General features: G+C 59.3%; 13 protein-coding genes, 3 tRNA genes and 1 pseudogene. 12 read left to right on the top strand and 5 right to left on the bottom strand.

Features of this window, described 5'->3' with window-relative positions:
* The first annotated feature begins 210 nt into the window (after positions 1-210).
* On the top strand, positions 211-1,188 hold the full coding sequence (epmA, locus tag CE636_RS17185; protein WP_004206428.1) for an elongation factor P--(R)-beta-lysine ligase: 978 nt from the start codon (positions 211-213) through the stop codon (positions 1,186-1,188).
* 149 nt (positions 1,189-1,337) lie between these two features.
* Positions 1,338-1,544 (top strand): annotated as a pseudogene (locus CE636_RS17190) (glutamate/gamma-aminobutyrate family transporter YjeM); the annotation flags it as partial.
* A gap of 37 nt (positions 1,545-1,581) precedes the next feature.
* Here CE636_RS17190 and mscM read toward each other — a convergent pair.
* The 3 genes from mscM to rsgA form a co-directional block, all read right to left on the bottom strand.
* The gene (gene mscM, locus CE636_RS17195; RefSeq protein WP_017900929.1) at positions 1,582-4,911 is read right to left on the bottom strand and encodes a miniconductance mechanosensitive channel MscM; all 3,330 of its coding nucleotides are present in this window, start codon (positions 4,909-4,911) and stop codon (positions 1,582-1,584) included.
* A gap of 23 nt (positions 4,912-4,934) precedes the next feature.
* A complete protein-coding gene (gene asd, locus CE636_RS17200; RefSeq protein WP_017900928.1) occupies positions 4,935-5,897 on the bottom strand; it encodes an archaetidylserine decarboxylase in 963 nt (320 codons plus the stop codon).
* A gap of 161 nt (positions 5,898-6,058) precedes the next feature.
* Positions 6,059-7,120: a small ribosomal subunit biogenesis GTPase RsgA gene (gene rsgA / locus CE636_RS17205; RefSeq protein ID WP_017900927.1), complete on the bottom strand. Its 1,062-nt coding sequence runs from the start codon at positions 7,118-7,120 to the stop codon at positions 6,059-6,061.
* Positions 7,121-7,214: 94 nt separating this feature from the next.
* Between rsgA and orn the strand changes: the two genes are divergently transcribed.
* Positions 7,215-7,760: an oligoribonuclease gene (orn, locus tag CE636_RS17215; protein ID WP_004206435.1), complete on the top strand. Its 546-nt coding sequence runs from the start codon at positions 7,215-7,217 to the stop codon at positions 7,758-7,760.
* 43 nt (positions 7,761-7,803) lie between these two features.
* Here orn and CE636_RS17220 read toward each other — a convergent pair whose 3' ends face one another.
* Complete coding sequence (locus tag CE636_RS17220; protein ID WP_004206436.1) at positions 7,804-8,535, bottom strand: transporter substrate-binding domain-containing protein; 732 nt, start codon at positions 8,533-8,535, stop codon at positions 7,804-7,806.
* 294 nt (positions 8,536-8,829) lie between these two features.
* Here CE636_RS17220 and CE636_RS17230 point away from each other — a divergent pair.
* From CE636_RS17230 to CE636_RS17240, 3 genes are all read left to right on the top strand, one after another.
* Positions 8,830-8,905 (top strand) — tRNA-Gly (locus CE636_RS17230).
* Between the two features lie 68 nt (positions 8,906-8,973).
* Positions 8,974-9,049: transfer RNA gene (locus CE636_RS17235), tRNA-Gly, on the top strand.
* Positions 9,050-9,121: 72 nt separating this feature from the next.
* Positions 9,122-9,197, top strand: a tRNA-Gly gene (locus CE636_RS17240).
* A 270-nt stretch (positions 9,198-9,467) separates the two neighbouring features.
* Here the strand turns inward: CE636_RS17240 and queG are convergent.
* Positions 9,468-10,607, bottom strand: a complete 1,140-nt coding sequence (gene queG / locus CE636_RS17245) for a tRNA epoxyqueuosine(34) reductase QueG (RefSeq protein WP_017900602.1) — start codon at positions 10,605-10,607, stop codon at positions 9,468-9,470.
* A 13-nt stretch (positions 10,608-10,620) separates the two neighbouring features.
* Here queG and nnr point away from each other — a divergent pair, with 13 nt between their 5' ends.
* From nnr to hfq, 6 genes are all read left to right on the top strand, one after another.
* Positions 10,621-12,132, top strand: a complete 1,512-nt coding sequence (gene nnr, locus CE636_RS17250; RefSeq protein ID WP_025999274.1) for a bifunctional ADP-dependent NAD(P)H-hydrate dehydratase/NAD(P)H-hydrate epimerase — start codon at positions 10,621-10,623, stop codon at positions 12,130-12,132.
* Entirely contained in the window at positions 12,125-12,586 is a 462-nt protein-coding gene (gene tsaE, locus CE636_RS17255) for a tRNA (adenosine(37)-N6)-threonylcarbamoyltransferase complex ATPase subunit type 1 TsaE (protein ID WP_004206439.1), read from the top strand. The genes nnr and tsaE overlap by 8 nt, the downstream gene beginning before the upstream one ends.
* 16 nt (positions 12,587-12,602) lie before the next feature.
* On the top strand, positions 12,603-13,955 hold the full coding sequence (amiB, locus tag CE636_RS17260; protein WP_004206440.1) for an N-acetylmuramoyl-L-alanine amidase AmiB: 1,353 nt from the start codon (positions 12,603-12,605) through the stop codon (positions 13,953-13,955).
* 10 nt (positions 13,956-13,965) lie between these two features.
* Complete coding sequence (mutL, locus tag CE636_RS17265; protein WP_017900600.1) at positions 13,966-15,825, top strand: DNA mismatch repair endonuclease MutL; 1,860 nt, start codon at positions 13,966-13,968, stop codon at positions 15,823-15,825.
* Positions 15,818-16,768, top strand: coding sequence for a tRNA (adenosine(37)-N6)-dimethylallyltransferase MiaA (gene miaA, locus CE636_RS17270; RefSeq protein WP_004206442.1), 951 nt, complete (start codon positions 15,818-15,820; stop codon positions 16,766-16,768). The genes mutL and miaA overlap by 8 nt, the downstream gene beginning before the upstream one ends.
* A gap of 92 nt (positions 16,769-16,860) precedes the next feature.
* Positions 16,861-17,169 carry an RNA chaperone Hfq gene (gene hfq / locus CE636_RS17275; protein WP_002885659.1) on the top strand — a complete coding sequence of 103 codons (309 nt, stop codon included), beginning with the start codon at positions 16,861-16,863 and terminating at the stop codon, positions 17,167-17,169.
* Positions 17,170-17,221 lie beyond the last annotated feature (52 nt).

Raw genomic sequence — 17,221 nt, forward strand, 5'->3', positions numbered from 1 at the left:
TAGGTACAGGAGTATAGCCGTAGGGTCAGTATGGAAAATTGACGTGTTCGATTTTTTTATCGATATGTGCGGTTATTTATCAGTGATATTTATGCATTTAGGTTAACGATAGATTAATGGCATGTAATCTGCCGGGGATTGCACAAAATTTGTTTCACTCGCCGGTTGCGAGTAGACTTCGTGCCCTTGTTTGCAATCGGAGAAAGTACCATGAGCGAGACGGCAACCTGGCAGCCGAGCGCACCCATTCCCAATCTGTTGAAACGCGCGGCGGTGATGGCGGAAATCCGCCGGTTCTTTACCGATCGCGGCGTGCTGGAGGTGGAGACGCCTTGCATGAGTCAGGCGACGGTAACGGATATCCATTTGTTCCCGTTTGAAACCCGTTTCGTCGGCCCGGGCCACTCACAGGGACTCAATCTGTACCTGATGACCAGTCCGGAATACCATATGAAGCGCCTGCTGGCGGCGGGCTGCGGCCCGGTTTTCCAGCTTTGCCGCAGCTTCCGTAATGAAGAGATGGGGCGGCATCACAATCCGGAATTCACCATGCTGGAGTGGTATCGTCCGTGCTATGACATGTATCGTCTGATCAACGAGGTGGACGATCTGCTGCAGCAGGTGCTGGAGTGCCAGCCGGCGGAAAGCCTCTCCTATCAGCAGGCGTTCCAGCGTCATCTGGATATTGACCCGCTCTCTGCCGATAAAGCGCAGCTGCGCGAAGTCGCGGCGAAGCTGGATCTGAGCAATATCGCCGATACTGAAGAAGATCGCGACACGCTGCTGCAACTGCTGTTCACCATGGGCGTGGAGCCGCACATCGGCAAAGATCGGCCGACGTTCATTTATCATTTCCCGGCGACTCAGGCCTCTTTAGCGCAGATCAGCCCGGAAGATCATCGGGTCGCGGAGCGCTTCGAGGTCTATTACAAAGGGATTGAGCTGGCAAATGGTTTCCACGAGCTGACCGACGCCCATGAGCAGCGCCTGCGCTTTGAGCAGGACAACCGCAAGCGTGCCGCGCGCGGTCTCCCGCAGCAGCCCATCGATAACAACCTGCTGGCGGCGCTGGAGGCGGGGCTGCCGGACTGCTCCGGCGTGGCACTGGGCGTTGATCGCGTGGTGATGCTGGCGCTGGGCGCTGAAAGCATCGGCGAGGTGATCGCCTTTACGGTCGACCGCGCCTGATGGCGCTGTCACCTCCCGCCGCCTGCGGGCGAGGGAGGTGACAGGTCTGCCCTGATCCCCCCTCCCTCATGCTATCCCGGCTTTCGCCCGAATATCCACAATCTCCTTCGGTGCTTTTGCTACTATCCGCGCTCGTTTTATGAGGCCAGGCGACGCTGTTGGCGACCGGCGTGGTGTTGCTGATGGTGACCTTCGCCAATATCTTCACCATCATTCAGCCGGTCATCGACAGCGGGGACTGGAGCAGCACGCTGTGGATGGTCGGCGGGCCGATCTTCTTCTCGCTGCTGGCGTGGGGAATTTACGAAAGCTACCGTCGGCGCCTGGCGTCCGGCGCGCTGGTGATGGAGAGTTAAAGAACCTGCCCGGCAGTGCCGCCGGGCAGGCTATGGCTTAAAGGCTGCCAGCCGTACGTCGGCTGGTTTTTCCGGCCGAGGTCATGGTTTTACTGCTTTGCCTGCCGTCAATACTTTCCAGACGCATCTGGAACGGAGGGAACGGCATATCAATGCCATGCTCGCGGAAGCCCGCCAGGATCAGCTGATGCATCTCATGGCGCAGCGGCATGCGGTGCCCCATCTCGGCGGCAAAAATACGCAGCTCGAAAATCTGGATCCCCTGCTGCAGGTCGACGAGAAACGCCTCCGGCGCCGGGGTATCGATGACCAGCGAACAGCGATGCGCCGCGGCGATGAGGATCTTGGTCACCTCTTCGGTATCGGCGTCCACCGGAGCCGGCACCGTCAACACCACGCGGGTGACCGAGTCCGACAGCGACCAGTTGATAAACTGTTCGGTGATGAACGCCTTGTTCGGCACGATAATCTCTTTCCGGTCCCAGTCGCTGATGGTGGTGGCGCGGGTATTGATGCGGGTGACGCTGCCCGTCAGATCGCGGATGGTGACCGTATCGCCGATGCGGATCGGTTTTTCAAACAGGATAATCAGGCCGGAGATAAAGTTAGCGAAGATCTCCTGCAGGCCAAACCCGAGACCCACACCCAGCGCGGCGACCAGCCACTGCAGCTTCGACCACTCAATGCCGATCATCGAGAAGCCCACCAGCCCACCGATCAGCATCAGCAAATACTTGGTGATGGTGGTGATGGCGTAGCCGGTGCCGGGCGTTAAATCGAGGTGCTGGAGGATCGCCAGCTCCAGCAGCGCCGGCAGGTTGCGCACCAGCTGAGTGGTGATGATCAGCACCAGAATGGCAATCAGCACCGCGCCAAGGGTGATGGGCTCGAGGCTTTCCACTCCTTGTACCGTTGAGGTAACGTCCCACAGCGAGATATTCTCAAGGAAGCCAAACGCCGAGTGAATTTCCGACCACAGCACGATGACCGACAGCAGCGCGATCAGCATCAGCAGGGAACGCACAAGGCGCAGCGACTGGGTACTGATGGCATCGAGATCGACCTCGCTGACCTCCGTCTCCACCGACCCTTCCGGGCTGCTGACGTGAACAGGCTCATCTTCGCCGCGGGCGCGCTGGGCGAGAATTTCCGCGCGACGATGGCGGGCCCGGTCGAAGGCCAGCCGGCGGCGCTGGATCAGCATCCAGCGGCGGATAATGTGATAGACCACCAGCAGCAGGAACCAGATGGCGACGGAGGTTTCCAGACGCGCCAGCAGCGCCTGGGCGGTGGCGAGATAGCCGACGGCCGCCGCCAGCATGGCCACCAGCGGCGCGCCAAGCATCAGGTTCCACAGCAGGCGGTTCACCATGTTGTCGCCATTCCCCTCTTTATCCAGGTAGAGCGGGATGCCGGCATGCTTAAGGCTGAGGGTGACCACCGCCAGCGCGCCGCAGATCAGCAGGAAGCACAGGCGGCCCAGCGAGGCGGAGAACTCGCGGTCGTTAAGATTATCGAACATGATCAGCGCCATAATCAGCGGCACAATCAGTCCGATGCTCATCAGGTAGTAGCGCATCGCTTTCGCCACGCGGTTACGCGGCCAGCCGAAGTGGGCGATAAACAGCCCGTTTGGCCGGGCGAAGGTGGCGCAGATCATCACCACCCACAACAGAGGCACCGTCGCGGTGACCCCATCGCCAATCGCCACCGCCAGCGGGAAGGGCCAGGCGGACTGCAGACCATAGCCGAGCGTCATCCACAGCACCGGCAGCGGCGAAGCCACTAGTATCGACCAGAAGACCGTGCGCAGCGTCAGCCAGAAGTGATCCTGGGTGACTTTCCCCACCCGAGCGCTGGAGCGCTCAAGGAAGCGGGTGAAATGGCGCCGGGAGCTGATGCTGAAGCCAACCAGCAGCAGGGCGGCAAACAGCGGTAGCAGGGTCTCTTTGCTGGTGAGCATCATCGCGCTGGCTTTACCCAGCTCGCTGATGGTATCCAGGGAGATCAGGCGCCGCAGATCCTGGACGATCTCCAGCGGCCAGGAGAAGCCGATGGGGCTGACGTCCGAAGTCCAGAACAGATAGCGGTGGGTGGCTTCGTTGATCTCCTTCAGCGCGTCTTCCAGCTGGCCGTTGGCGACCTTCAGCTTGGTGAGCTCCAGCATCAGGGTATCGCCGCCGCGCAGCAGCGAGTTCAGCAGCTCGTTCTGCGTGCGTAGCTGCGCCTGCAGGATCTTGTTCTGCTCGCTGGTCAGCGGTTCGCCGTCGGCCTGACGGATCTGCCGCAGCTGCGGCTGCTTACTGAGTAAATCCTCAAAGCGCAGACGCTGCACGCGCAGCTGCGCCATCTCCGTATCCAGCTGCTGCGGGCGAGGGCGCTCCGGCAGCCGCGCCACCTGGGCGCGCAGGGCTTCGCCCAGCAGATTAGAGGAGCCCAGCCACTGCGACTGCTCGCGCAGGGTGTTTAACGCCTGGCGCACCTGCAGCGTTTGATTCGTCGCCTGCCGCTGCTGGGACGCCACCAGATCCATACGCTGCGCCTGCTGGTTCAGCGCCTGGGAGAGTTCGCGGTTGACTTTAAACTGGGCGGTGATGTCCGGCGGCAGGTTTTCACTGTTCTCCGCCAGCAGTTCGGTACTCTCCAGTGCTTTTTCCGCCTCACGCTGGCGCTGGCTGTTCTGCAGATTACGCAGCGCCTGCAGATAGGCATCCAGCTGCTCGCTCTGCTTTTGCGCCAGTTCAGAACGGGCGCGCGACAGCTCCTGGCGGTTATTGGCGGAGAGCTGGGCGAGGTCGAGTTCATCCACCAGCGCCTTCAGGCGCGCCGATTCCGCCTGCAGGGCAAGATTTTGCGCCTGGGCGAGAGCATTGTTGCCGGTTTGCGTGCCGATGCGGCGCTCAACCTCATTGAGCTGACGCCGGGCGTCGGTTTGCTGCTGCGGCAGCTGGTTCAGGGAGTCGGCGATTTCACGCGCGCGATCCTGCTCCTGTTGCGCCTGACGGCTTGACTCCAGCAGCTGGCTGCTGACCTGGAGGATCTCCTGGTTCAGCGCATCGGCGGTCAGGCCGACTGGCACCTGGCGCGGCTCTTCGCTCAGATTGTTGAGCTGGGCGCGCAGGCTTTGAAACAGTTTGGGGAAATTGTCGATAACGTCCTGATACTGACGGGCGCGCTCGAGAGACGATTTTCGCTCCTCAAGCGCGTTCAGGGCGGACTGCAGAACTTCAACGGTTTCAGGCTGGGCGGGCTTTGCCGCCTTCGCCTGTTCCAGTTCCTGGGTTATCTGTTTAGCATCCGGGGCTGTCGCAGCGTACGCCCCGAAACTGAGGCTCAAGGCCAACAGGAAAGTGTATATCAGGCGCACGGCATAACCCTTTTGCTGAAGAATTAACCTTGGTCTTGTTTATCGTCAACCAGCGGGCTGGCGCGATGTTCGGCGCGGATCTCTTCTTCCGGTAACGGCGCCGGTTCAGCGGCGGTGGTTGCTTCCACCGTTGTCGCCAGCGGTTGGCCGATTTTAGTCACGGACAGGCTTTGCAGCGTGTCGACCAGCTTCACCTGGCCCGGGGCAAACAGGTTGATCACGGTGGAGCCCAGTTTGAAGCGGCCCATCTCCTGGCCTTTCAGCAGGGCGACGGAGCCTTCGCTGTCGCCAGCGGGCCAGGTCCAGCGTTTAATAATGCCTTCGCGCGGCGGGGTTACGGTGCCGGACCACACGGTCTCGATGCTGCCGACGATAGTCGCGCCCACCAGAATTTGCGCCATCGGGCCAAACTCAGTATCAAACAGGCAGATGACGCGCTCGTTACGGGCGAACAGGTTCGGCACGTTCTGCGCCGTCAGATGGTTAACGGAGAACAGGTCGCCAGGAACGTAGATCATTTCGCGCAGGATGCCGTTGCACGGCATGTGCACGCGGTGATAGTCGCGCGGCGACAGATAGGTGGTGGCGAAGCTGCCGTTACGGAACAGGTCGGCCATCTGATAGTTGCCGGCCAGCAGGGCTTCCAGGCTGTAGTTGTGGCCCTTGGCCTGCAGAATTTTGTCGTCTTCAATCGCGCCAAGCTGGCTGATTACGCCGTCGGCCGGCATCACCAGCACGTTAGGATCGGTATTCAGCGGGCGAACGTCGTCGCGCAGCGGGCGTACAAAGAAATCGTTGAAGGTGCGATAGGCCGCGGTATCCGGCTTCTGCGCCTCTTTCATATCGACCTTGTAGTATTTCACGAACAGATCGATGACCAGCTTCGTCAGCCAACCTGCGCGTTTGCTCGCACCCCAGCCTGCGAGGCGGGTGAGCCACAGTTTAGGCAGAATGTATTGCAGTGAAAGTTTAAGATCGTTTAACAAAGTAGCCTCCAGGCCATGATATGTCGTTCCTGACCCCGCCCGCGGGCGGGGACCTGAAAAAAGGGGGACGATTCTATACGTAAAACTCGCTAAATGGCATCCGCGTAAGCTGCGTCATCACCGCTGCCCGGCAGCGCCTGACGTGACACTCAGCTTAATGGTCAGTCATCGGACGAGGAAAAGTTTTTACGCGTTTTTACCTGTACCTGCGCCATGCTTTCCAGGATGCGGTGGTAGTTCTCGAAACGGCTCTCGGCGATCTTGCCGTTCTCTACCGCTTCACGAAGCGCACAGCCAGGATCGGTATCGTGTTTACAGTCGCGATATTTGCAACGGCCTAAATAATCATGGAATTCGACAAAGCCGTTGGTGATTTGTTCCGCTTCCAGATGCCACAGGCCGAACTCACGTACTCCCGGTGAATCAATCACATCACCGCCGTGCGGGAAGTGGTAGAGGCGCGCCGCGGTGGTGGTGTGCTGGCCTAAGCCGGAAACGTCCGAGACATCATTAGTGAGGATCTGATCCTCATTCAGCCCCAGCAGGGCGTTCAGCAGGCTCGATTTACCCACCCCGGACTGCCCGGCAAAGATGCTGATGCGGTCGGTCAGGGCCGCTTCCAGCGGCTTGAGGCCGTCCTGAGTACGGCTGGAGACCAGCAGCACGCGGTAACCGATGTGGCGGTAGATGTCCATTTGTTCATTGACGAAGCGCAGGCCATCGTCATCCAGCAGATCGATTTTGTTCAGGACGATTAACGGCTCGATATCCTGCGCCTCGCAGGCCACCAGATAGCGATCGATAATATTCAGCGACAGCTCAGGCAGGATCGCGGAAACCACCACGATCTGGTCGATATTGGCGGCGATAGGCTTCACGCCGTCGTAAAAATCCGGGCGCGTCAGGACGGAGGCGCGATCGTGAACCGCTTCGACGATCCCTTTGACGCTTACGCCGTCGGCGGCGTCTTTACCCGGCCGCCAGACCACGCGGTCGCCGGTGACCAGCGAACGGATCGTCCGGCGGATATTGCAGCGATGCACGCTGCCGTCAGCGGATTCGACGTCGGCATGCATGCCAAAGCGACTGATGACAATGCCTTCCGACGGGTCGCCAAACAGGTTGTCATCGTAGTCGGCCTTCTCCGCAGTGGTTTTCAGACGGCGCTGGTGGTTGGCTTTGACGCGGCGCTGCTGGCCTTTGGAGAGTTTATTTTTACTCAATCGAACTGGCTCCTGGTCGCCCTGATGGGGCAAAACCTCTATGATACACGCTATTTTAGATGAATATAGTCACGCAAGAAGGGTGGAAAATAGCATGAGTGCAAATGAAAACAACCTCATTTGGATCGATCTTGAGATGACAGGGCTGGATCCGGAGCGCGATCGCATTATCGAAATCGCCACCCTGGTGACCGATGCCAACCTGAACATTCTGGCCGAGGGGCCGACCATCGCGGTGCATCAATCGGATGCCCAGCTGGCGCTGATGGACGAGTGGAATGTGCGGACGCATACCGGCAGCGGGCTGGTGGATCGCGTGAAGGCCAGCGCCGTCAGCGAGCACGACGCCGAACTGGCGACCATTGAGTTTCTTAAGCAGTGGGTGCCGGCGGGCAAGTCGCCGATCTGTGGCAACAGCATCGGCCAGGATCGTCGCTTCCTGTTTAAGTACATGCCGCAACTGGAAGCCTATTTCCACTATCGCTATCTGGACGTTAGCACGCTGAAAGAGCTGGCGCGCCGCTGGAAGCCGGAAATTCTCGACGGCTTTAAAAAGCAGGGTACCCACCAGGCGATGGACGATATCCGCGAGTCAGTCGCCGAGCTGGCTTACTACCGCGAACACTTCATTAAGCTGTAAACCGCGACCGGGCCCTGTGCGCGGCCCGGTACACCTTTCTGCGTTATTTAAACCACTTCTGCTGCATCTGCTGGAAGTCAGGCGTCGCCATGACCGCGGTCAGGGCATCGTTGATCGCATTCAGCAGCTCCGGGTCGTCTTTGCGCACCGCAATCGCATACTGCTTACCGTAATAAGCCGGGTCGGTGGCCCGTTCATCCATGATGGCGTAGTCAGGGTTCTCCTGCTGCCAGGCGTCGAGGGTGGCAAAGTCGCCCATGACGCCGGTTATTTGCCCGGCTTTCAGCGCGGCCAGGGCGCTGGCGACGTCGTCGTAAGGAACAGCCTGTACGGCTTTCTGCTTATCACGCAGATAGTGCTGATGCAGTGTGCCTTTCACCACGCCGACTTTTTTGGCTTTCAGGTCGGCAAAGGTATGGGCGACATCTTTGTTGACGATCACCACCCCGGAGAGCGCCTGGCGATAGGGGCGGCTGAAGGCGACCTGCTTCTCACGCATCGGGATCACTTCCATGCCGGCAATCACCGCGTCAAATTTCTTGAAGCGTAAAGCCGGGATCAGCGTATCGAAACGCTGCGCCGTGAACTGGCACTGCGCCTGCATCTGCTGGCACAGGGCCTGGGCAAGATCGATATCGAAGCCGACAGGCTGATTTTTGCCGTTGGCGGTGACAAACGGCGGATTGGCCGTGCTGGTGCCAAAATGGAGCGTCTCGGCTGACGCGGTTCCGATGGCCAGCGTGCTCAGCAGCAGGACGGTGAGGACTTTTCTCATGCTAATTCCCTGTTTGGCGGCGTGGTGGCTTCGTTTTACGTCGCGCCACCGCGGTATGATGCGAGCGATTTTGCGTCATTCAGGCGGGCGGAAAAAGCGATTTTGCCCGAAATGACGCTTATTTATACAATTCAGCAGCGTAGGTGGCGAGAAAATATCCATTTAAACAAAAAACGCAAAAAAGTGATGAGCAGGGGGTTGCAGGGGCATCGAATTCTCGTATAATGCGCCTCCCGTAACGACGCAGAAATGCAAATTACGGCGCCATCGAAATATGGCAAAAAATGCAGTAACGCGGGAATAGCTCAGTTGGTAGAGCACGACCTTGCCAAGGTCGGGGTCGCGAGTTCGAGTCTCGTTTCCCGCTCCAAAATTTGAAAGCACCATCCTGATCAAAGGATTTCATCTCGCAGATGCGGGGCGAAAGCCGAAGATTAAGCGGGAATAGCTCAGTTGGTAGAGCACGACCTTGCCAAGGTCGGGGTCGCGAGTTCGAGTCTCGTTTCCCGCTCCAAAATTTGAATGACACACCACACCAGTCGCAGTTTTCAGGTTGCTACACGGTAGCTTGAATGACGATGATTAAGCGGGAATAGCTCAGTTGGTAGAGCACGACCTTGCCAAGGTCGGGGTCGCGAGTTCGAGTCTCGTTTCCCGCTCCAAATTTTCTTCCATCTCTTATTTATCCACAGTGCAATCCAGCGCCGGGGATGATTTTCGTTTGGTCTGCAGAAATACTGTAAACAGAGTTATCCACAGGTTGTCGTTTCGCTTCTGACGGCGTAAATGCTTCGCTTTGTAAATAATATCTTTATATCTAATTGAAATTTAACAATTAAATTTCATTTCGAAATGTTAATCCGATCACTTGACCTCGGTCTGCGCCTTGAAACTCAATGTGTTTTAGATTTTATTCACAGCCTGTGAATGAATCAGGCGTCGCGCGGCAGGCCTTTCTCTACCACCCTGACCAGACGTAATTTTTTCGGCAGCTGTACTTCGACGGCGTCGACGCTGCGCTTTTTCAGTTGCTGGGCAATCGCCCACTCAATGTGCTCGTCGAGAAGCGGGTGCTCGCCCAGGCGACTCTCCAGTGCGCGAAGATGGGCTTCATCCCAGGGCGCATTGCCCAGCGCGACGGCGATATTACGCAGCCAGCGCAGATGACCAATGCGACGAATCGCCGACCCTTCGGTCACCTTCAGAAACCACGCTTCGCTCCAGGCGAACAGCTCCACCAGCGGCGGGGCATGCAGCGCCTGGCGCGGGCTGAAATCCTCTTCATCGGTGAGCTGTGAGAAACGGTTCCACGGGCAGATAAGCTGGCAGTCGTCGCAGCCATAGATCCGGTTGCCGATGAGCGGACGGAACTCCTCCGGAATAGCGCCTTCCAGTTCGATGGTGAGATAGGAGATGCAGCGGCGGGCGTCGACGGTATAGGGCTCAACGATGGCCCCGGTGGGGCAGATAGTCATGCAGGCGACACAGCGTCCACACTCCTCCGCGACCGGGCTGTCGACCGGCAGGGGCAGGTCAATCAGCAGTTCGCCGAGAAAAAAGAATGATCCGGCGTCGCGGCTTAAGATAAGTGAGTGCTTACCTGTCCAGCCAAGGCCCGCTTTTTCTGCAATGGGCCGTTCCAGGATAGGCGCGGAATCGACAAAAGGTCTAAAATTGAGCGAAGCACACTGTTCCTGAATCTTCTCACCCAGTTTTTTCAGGCGATTACGTAGCAGCTTATGATAATCACGCCCGAGGGCATAACGGCTGACGTAACCCAGCGCGGGATCTTTCAGGGTGCGGGCAAAGGCGGCGTTGGCGGGCAGATAATTCATCCGCACGCTGATGACGCGTAACGTACCGGGCAGCAGTTCGTGGGGGCGGGCGCGCATCATACCGTGACGGGCCATCCACTCCATTTCGCCGTGGTATTGTTTATCCAGCCATGCCTGCAGTTTGGGTTCACTGGCGCTGAGGTCGGTATCGGCGATACCGACCTGCTGGAACCCGAGCTCTGTGCCCCATTGTTTGATTTGTTGCGCTAACTGAACGAGATCGAGGGGCTGTGACATGATGGACCATACAATGACGAAAAACCCTGACAGTATACCATACAACATTTGGCCTGCGGAGGCGCTGCGCCTGGCCGAACGAGAGGCGGCGGACAGCCTGGGACTGACGCTGTTTGAACTGATGCAGCGCGCGGGCGAGGCGGCGTTCCAACTGGCCAGCCGCGCTTTTCCTGACAGCGCGCACTGGCTGATCCTCTGCGGGCATGGCAACAACGGCGGTGACGGATATGTCGTCGCGCGTCTGGCCCAGGCCGCCGGGCGGAGGGTGACGCTGCTGGCGGTAGAGAGTGACAGCCCGCTGCCGGAAGAGGCGCAGGCGGCGCGGGAGGCATGGCTTAACGCCGGCGGCGTGATCCATGCGGCCACTGTCCCCTGGCCAGACGATATCTCACTGATTATTGATGGCCTGCTCGGCACCGGGTTGCGCAGTGCGCCGCGTGAATCCGTCGCGGTGCTCATTCACCAGGCGAACCACCATCCTGCGCCGGTGCTGGCTCTGGATATCCCTTCCGGCCTGAACGCGCAGACCGGCGCGACGCCGGGGGCGGTCATTCAGGCCGACCATACGCTGACGTTTATCGCGCTCAAACCGGGGCTGCTGACCGGCAAGGCGCGGGATGTCGTCGGGCAGCTCCACCATCATGCGCTGGGGCTTGAGCGCTGGCTCGCCGGGCAAAGTACCCCCCTGACGCGGTTTTGCGCCGCCCACCTTGCCGACTGGCTGCCGCCGCGCCGGGCCACCTCCCATAAGGGCGATCACGGCAAGCTGGCGATCGTCGGCGGCGATCGCGGCACGGCAGGCGCGATTCGCATGTGCGGTGAAGCGGCTTTACGCGCCGGCGCAGGGCTGGTGCGAGTACTTACTCACCCGGAGAACGTGGCGCCTATTATCACCGCCCGGCCGGAATTAATGGTGGATGAGCTGACGCCGCAGACCCTGAAAGCCGCGCTGGAATGGGCGGAGGTGGTGGCGATTGGCCCAGGTCTGGGGCAGAACGAGTGGGGACGCAGCGCCCTGCGCATGGTGGAAAGGGTTAACAAACCGATGGTCTGGGACGCCGATGCGCTGAACCTGCTGGCATTCAATCCCGATAAACGTCACAATCGCGTGCTGACGCCGCACCCCGGCGAAGCGGCCCGTCTGCTGAATATCAGCGTGGCAGAAATTGAAAGCGATCGCTTACTTTCTGCGCAGCGTCTGGTAAAACGGTATGGCGGCGTGGTCGTGCTGAAAGGCGCGGGCACGGTGGTGGCCAGTGAAAGCGGGGCGATGGGCATTATCGACGCCGGCAATGCCGGGATGGCCAGCGGCGGCATGGGCGATGTGCTCACTGGCATCATCGCCGCATTGTTAGGACAGCACCTGACGCCGTATGATGCTGCCTGTGCCGGGTGCGTCGCTCATGGCGATGCCGCCGACCGACTGGCCGCCCGCGAGGGCACCCGCGGCATGCTGGCGACCGATCTCTTTTCCACGCTCAAGCGTGTTGTTAACCCGGATGTGATTGACGTAGACCATGATTAACCGAGTGATTCCTTTACCCGATGAGCAGGCCACGCTGGCCCTGGGCGACCGTATTGCGCAGGCCTGTACCGGCGCCACCGTGATTTACCTTTATGGTGACTTAGGCGCGGGAAAAACCACCTTTAGCCGCGGCTTTTTACAGGCGCTCGGTCACCGCGGCAATGTCAAAAGCCCAACTTATACCCTGGTGGAACCGTATACCCTCGACAAGCTGATGGTGTATCACTTCGATCTCTACCGCCTGGCGGATCCTGAGGAGCTGGAATTTATGGGGATCCGCGATTATTTTGCCGACGATGCCATCTGCCTGGTGGAATGGCCGCAGCAAGGCGCAGGTGTCCTGCCTGACCCGGACGTTGAAATTCACCTTGATTACCAGGCACAAGGGCGTGAGGCGCGCATTACCGCGATCTCCTCACGGGGTGAGTCTTTACTGGCACGTTTAGCCATTTAGCCTGAAGGATGACGGGATGAAGTATCGCATAACCACCTGGCTTGCCGCTGCGCTGATGCTGTCGAGTCTTCACGCCACTGCGGCGAGTTTATCCGATATCCAGGTCTCCAACGGAGACCAGCAGGCCCGTATTACTCTTAGCTTTGTCGGTGAACCGGAGTACTCTTTTACCCCCCAGGGCAAACGACTGGTGGCGCTGGATATCAAACAGACCGGCGTATTGCAGGGACTGCCGCTGAAATTTAGCGGCAGCAACCTGGTGAAGAGCATTCGTGCCGGTACGCCGCAGGATTCGCAGACGCTGCGTCTGTTGGTGGATCTGACGGAAGATGGCAAAACCCGGGCGGTGAAGCAACAGAACGGGGCGAATTACACGGTGGTCTTTACCATCAACGCCGACGCGCCGCCGCCGCCGCCGCCACCTGTGGTGGTGAAACGGGCCGACCCGTCGCCGGTGATGCCTTCCCGGACGGTGACGGCGGGACGCAATCCGTTCAGCTCGTCGGGTCATGAACGGCAGACGGTGATGACCTCCTCTCAGCCGGCGATGACCAACAATCAGACCGTGACCCGTCCGGCGGCCCGCACGGTGTCGGCGGATGACAAAGTCATTATCGCCATTGATGCCGGGCACGGCGGCCAGGATCCTGGCGCGATTGGCCCGAATGGCACCAAAGAGAAGAACGTGACTATCGCCATCGCGCGCAAGCTGCGGGCGCTGCTGAACGCCGATCCGCAGTTTAAACCGGTGCTGACCCGTGACGGGGATTACTTTATTTCGGTAATGGGACGCTCGGATGTGGCGCGTAAGCAAAATGCCAACTTCCTCGTCTCAATCCATGCTGACGCCGCGCCAAACCGCGACGCTACCGGCGCCTCGGTATGGGTGCTCTCTAACCGTCGCGCCAACAGTGAAATGGCCGGCTGGCTGGAACAGCATGAGAAACAGTCTGAACTGCTCGGCGGCGCGGGCGATGTGCTGGCGAACAGCCAGGCCGATCCCTACCTGAGCCAGGCGGTGTTGGATCTGCAGTTCGGTCACTCCCAACGCGTCGGCTACGATGTCGCGACCAACGTGCTCAGCCAGCTGCAGCGGATTGGCAATCTGCATAAACGCCGTCCGGAGCATGCCAGCCTCGGCGTACTGCGCTCGCCGGACATTCCGTCGATCCTCGTGGAAACGGGCTTCATCAGTAACAACGGGGAAGAACGGCTGCTGGGCAGCGATGATTACCAGGAGCAGATTGCGGAGGCGATTTATAACGGTCTGCGCAACTACTTTATGCAGCATCCGCTGCAGTCGGCGCCTCGCGGCGAGGCGGCGCAGACCGCCAGCGCCGCCTCGCCGGGCGGGATGTTGATTAACTAAGGAGCAGGGGATGCCGATTCAGGTTCTGCCGCCGCAGCTCGCCAACCAGATTGCCGCCGGCGAGGTGGTGGAACGGCCCGCGTCGGTGGTGAAAGAGCTGGTTGAAAACAGCCTTGATGCGGGCGCCACGCGGATTGATATTGATATCGAACGCGGCGGCGCGAAGCTTATTCGCATTCGCGATAACGGCTGCGGCATCAAAAAAGACGAGCTGGCGCTGGCCCTGGCTCGCCACGCGACCAGCAAGATCGCCTCGCTCGACGATCTCGAAGCCATTATCAGCCTCGGTTTTCGCGGCGAAGCGCTGGCCAGTATCAGTTCGGTGGCGCGCCTGACGCTCACTTCGCGGACGGCGGAACAGCAGGAAGCCTGGCAGGCGTATGCCGAAGGCCGCGAGCAGGCGGTGACGGTGAAGCCGGCGGCGCACCCGGTCGGTACGACCCTTGAAGTCCTCGATCTGTTCTACAACACCCCGGCGCGGCGCAAATTTATGCGCACCGAAAAGACCGAGTTCGGCCACATTGACGAGGTGGTCCGCCGCATTGCGCTGGCGCGATTCGACGTCACCATCAACCTCAGCCATAACGGCAAGGTGATGCGCCAGTATCGGGCAGTCGCTCAGGATGGCCAGCGGGAGCGGCGGTTGGGAACCATCTGTGGCGCCGCCTTTCTTGAACATGCCCTGGCGATCGAGTGGCAGCATGGCGATCTGACCCTGCGCGGATGGGTCGCCGATCCGCTGCATACCACCCCTGCGCTGGCGGAAATTCAGTATTGCTATGTTAACGGGCGGATGATGCGCGACCGGCTGATCAACCACGCTATCCGCCAGGCCTGTGAAGACAAACTGGGGGCCGATCAGCAGCCGGCGTTTGTGCTGTATCTGGAGATCGATCCCCATCAGGTGGATGTGAACGTCCACCCGGCCAAGCATGAGGTGCGTTTCCATCAGTCGCGCCTGGTGCATGACTTTATCTACCAGGGCGTACTGAGCGTGCTGCAGCAGCAGCTTGACGCGCCGCTGGCGGAAAAAGACGACCCGCCGGCGCCCCGTGCGATGCCGGAGAACCGGATCGCGGCGGGCGGCAACCAGTTTGCGCGGCCGTCGGAAGCGCGTGAACCGGCAACCCGTTTCAGCATCACGCCATCGCGTGAGTCTGCGGCCTCCAGCGGCAGGCCGGGCGGCGCGAGCTGGCCGCACGCGCAGCCGGGTTACCAGAAGCAGCAAGGGGCGCTTTATCGTCAGTTGCTCGACACGCCGACGGCGCCAAAGCCCGCGTTACAGACCCCGGGCGCGGCGGAACTGGCCGGGCACAGTCAGAGCTTTGGCAGAGTGCTGACGATTGTTAGCCGCGACTGCGCGCTGCTGGAGCGCGAGGGCGGCCTGGCGCTGCTGTCGTTGACCGTTGCCGAGCGCTGGCTGCGCCAGGCGCAGTTGACCCCGGGAGCAGAGGCCGTCTGTGCCCAGCCACTGTTGATCCCCCTGCGGTTAAAAGTGACGGAAGGGGAAAAGCAGGCGCTGGTCGCCGCGCAGTCGGCGCTGACGCAGCTGGGGATCGATATGCATACCGATGCCCTGCACGTGACGGTGCGCGCGGTCCCTTTACCCTTAAGACAACAAAATTTACAAATCTTGATTCCTGAACTGATAGGCTACCTGGCGCAGCAAAACGCATTCGACGTCGGCAATATCGCCCAATGGATGGCGCGTAATCTGACGAGCGAACAGACGTCATGGAATATGGCGCAGGCGATTGCGCTGCTGGCGGACGTTGAGCGTCTTTGCCCGCAGCTGGTGAGAACGCCGCCGGGTGGCCTGTTACAACCTGTAGATCTCCATTCGGCGATGAATGCCCTGAAAGATGAATGATGTAACCGAGGCGAGCCTGCCCAAGGCAATTTTTTTAATGGGCCCGACGGCCTCCGGCAAAACCGCGCTGGCGATAGCCTTACGTAAAGTTTTGCCAGTAGAGTTGATTAGTGTTGATTCCGCCCTCATTTATCGGGGAATGGATATTGGCACCGCCAAACCGGATGCCGCAGAGCTGAGCGCCGCGCCGCACCGGCTGCTGGATATTTTGGATCCTGCAGAGGCCTATTCCGCGGCGGATTTTCGCCGCGATGCGCTGGCGGCGATGGCGGAAATTGTCGCCGCCGGGCGAATTCCGCTGTTAGTCGGCGGGACGATGTTGTATTTCAAAGCGTTGCTGGAAGGATTGTCGCCCTTACCGTCCGCTGACCCAGAGGTCAGAGCGCGGATTGAGCAACAGGCCGCAGAGCAGGGGTGGAACGCGTTACATCAGCAGTTACAGGAGATCGATCCCGTAGCGGCTGCGCGTATTCATCCAAATGATCCGCAAAGGCTTTCCCGGGCACTGGAAGTTTTTTTCATTTCGGGTAAAACTTTAACGGAACTGACGCAAACGTCAGGAGACGCTCTGCCATATCAGGTGCATCAGTTCGCCATCGCCCCGGCGAGCCGTGAACTGCTCCATCAACGCATAGAACAGCGTTTTCATCAGATGTTAGCTTCAGGTTTTGAAGCAGAAGTACGGGCGCTTTTTGCCCGCGGAGATTTGCATACGGATATGCCTTCCATCCGTTGTGTCGGATACCGCCAGATGTGGTCATATCTCAATGGCGAGATCCCGTATGATGAGATGGTTTATCGAGGTGTTTGCGCCACGAGACAGTTAGCCAAACGTCAGGTCACCTGGCTGCGCGGTTGGGAAGGTGTGCACTGGTTAGACAGTGAACAACCCGAACAAGCGCTCAACAAAGTATTACAGGTTGTTGGTGCGAGCCAGAACTGAACGTGTACAATTAAACGGTATCGTGCGTAATTTTTTTTGAGAATCGTAAGGTTCTGAGTACAAAACAAGCATACATATAAGGAAAAGAGAGAATGGCTAAGGGGCAATCTTTACAAGATCCGTTCCTGAACGCTTTGCGTCGGGAACGCGTTCCGGTTTCTATTTATTTGGTGAATGGTATCAAGCTGCAAGGGCAAATTGAGTCTTTCGATCAGTTCGTGATCCTGTTGAAGAACACGGTCAGCCAGATGGTCTATAAGCACGCAATTTCTACTGTTGTCCCGTCTCGCCCGGTGTCTCACCACAGCAACAATGCTGGCGGCGGTTCCAGTAACTATCACCACGGTGGTAGCGCGCAGGGCTCTTCTGCGCCACAACAAGACAGCGACGACGCCGAATAAGGCTAGTGCTGTTTTTCCACGCCGGGGAGCCAGGTTTTCTGCGTTCCCCGCT

It is taken from the genome of Klebsiella sp. LY (genome assembly GCF_004010915.1).
Lineage (GTDB): Bacteria > Pseudomonadota > Gammaproteobacteria > Enterobacterales > Enterobacteriaceae > Klebsiella > Klebsiella quasipneumoniae.

Excerpts from the sequence above, each read along its gene's own strand:
- epmA (WP_004206428.1), top strand. The coding sequence starts at position 211 with ATGAGCGAGACGGCAACCTGGCAGCCGAGCGCACCCATTCCCAATCTG.
- orn (WP_004206435.1), top strand. The coding sequence starts at position 7,215 with ATGAGTGCAAATGAAAACAACCTCATTTGGATCGATCTTGAGATGACA.
- CE636_RS17220 (WP_004206436.1), bottom strand. The coding sequence starts at position 8,535 with ATGAGAAAAGTCCTCACCGTCCTGCTGCTGAGCACGCTGGCCATCGGA.
- queG (WP_017900602.1), bottom strand. The coding sequence starts at position 10,607 with ATGTCACAGCCCCTCGATCTCGTTCAGTTAGCGCAACAAATCAAACAA.
- nnr (WP_025999274.1), top strand. The coding sequence starts at position 10,621 with ATGACGAAAAACCCTGACAGTATACCATACAACATTTGGCCTGCGGAG.
- tsaE (WP_004206439.1), top strand. The coding sequence starts at position 12,125 with ATGATTAACCGAGTGATTCCTTTACCCGATGAGCAGGCCACGCTGGCC.
- amiB (WP_004206440.1), top strand. The coding sequence starts at position 12,603 with ATGAAGTATCGCATAACCACCTGGCTTGCCGCTGCGCTGATGCTGTCG.
- mutL (WP_017900600.1), top strand. The coding sequence starts at position 13,966 with ATGCCGATTCAGGTTCTGCCGCCGCAGCTCGCCAACCAGATTGCCGCC.
- miaA (WP_004206442.1), top strand. The coding sequence starts at position 15,818 with ATGAATGATGTAACCGAGGCGAGCCTGCCCAAGGCAATTTTTTTAATG.
- hfq (WP_002885659.1), top strand. The coding sequence starts at position 16,861 with ATGGCTAAGGGGCAATCTTTACAAGATCCGTTCCTGAACGCTTTGCGT.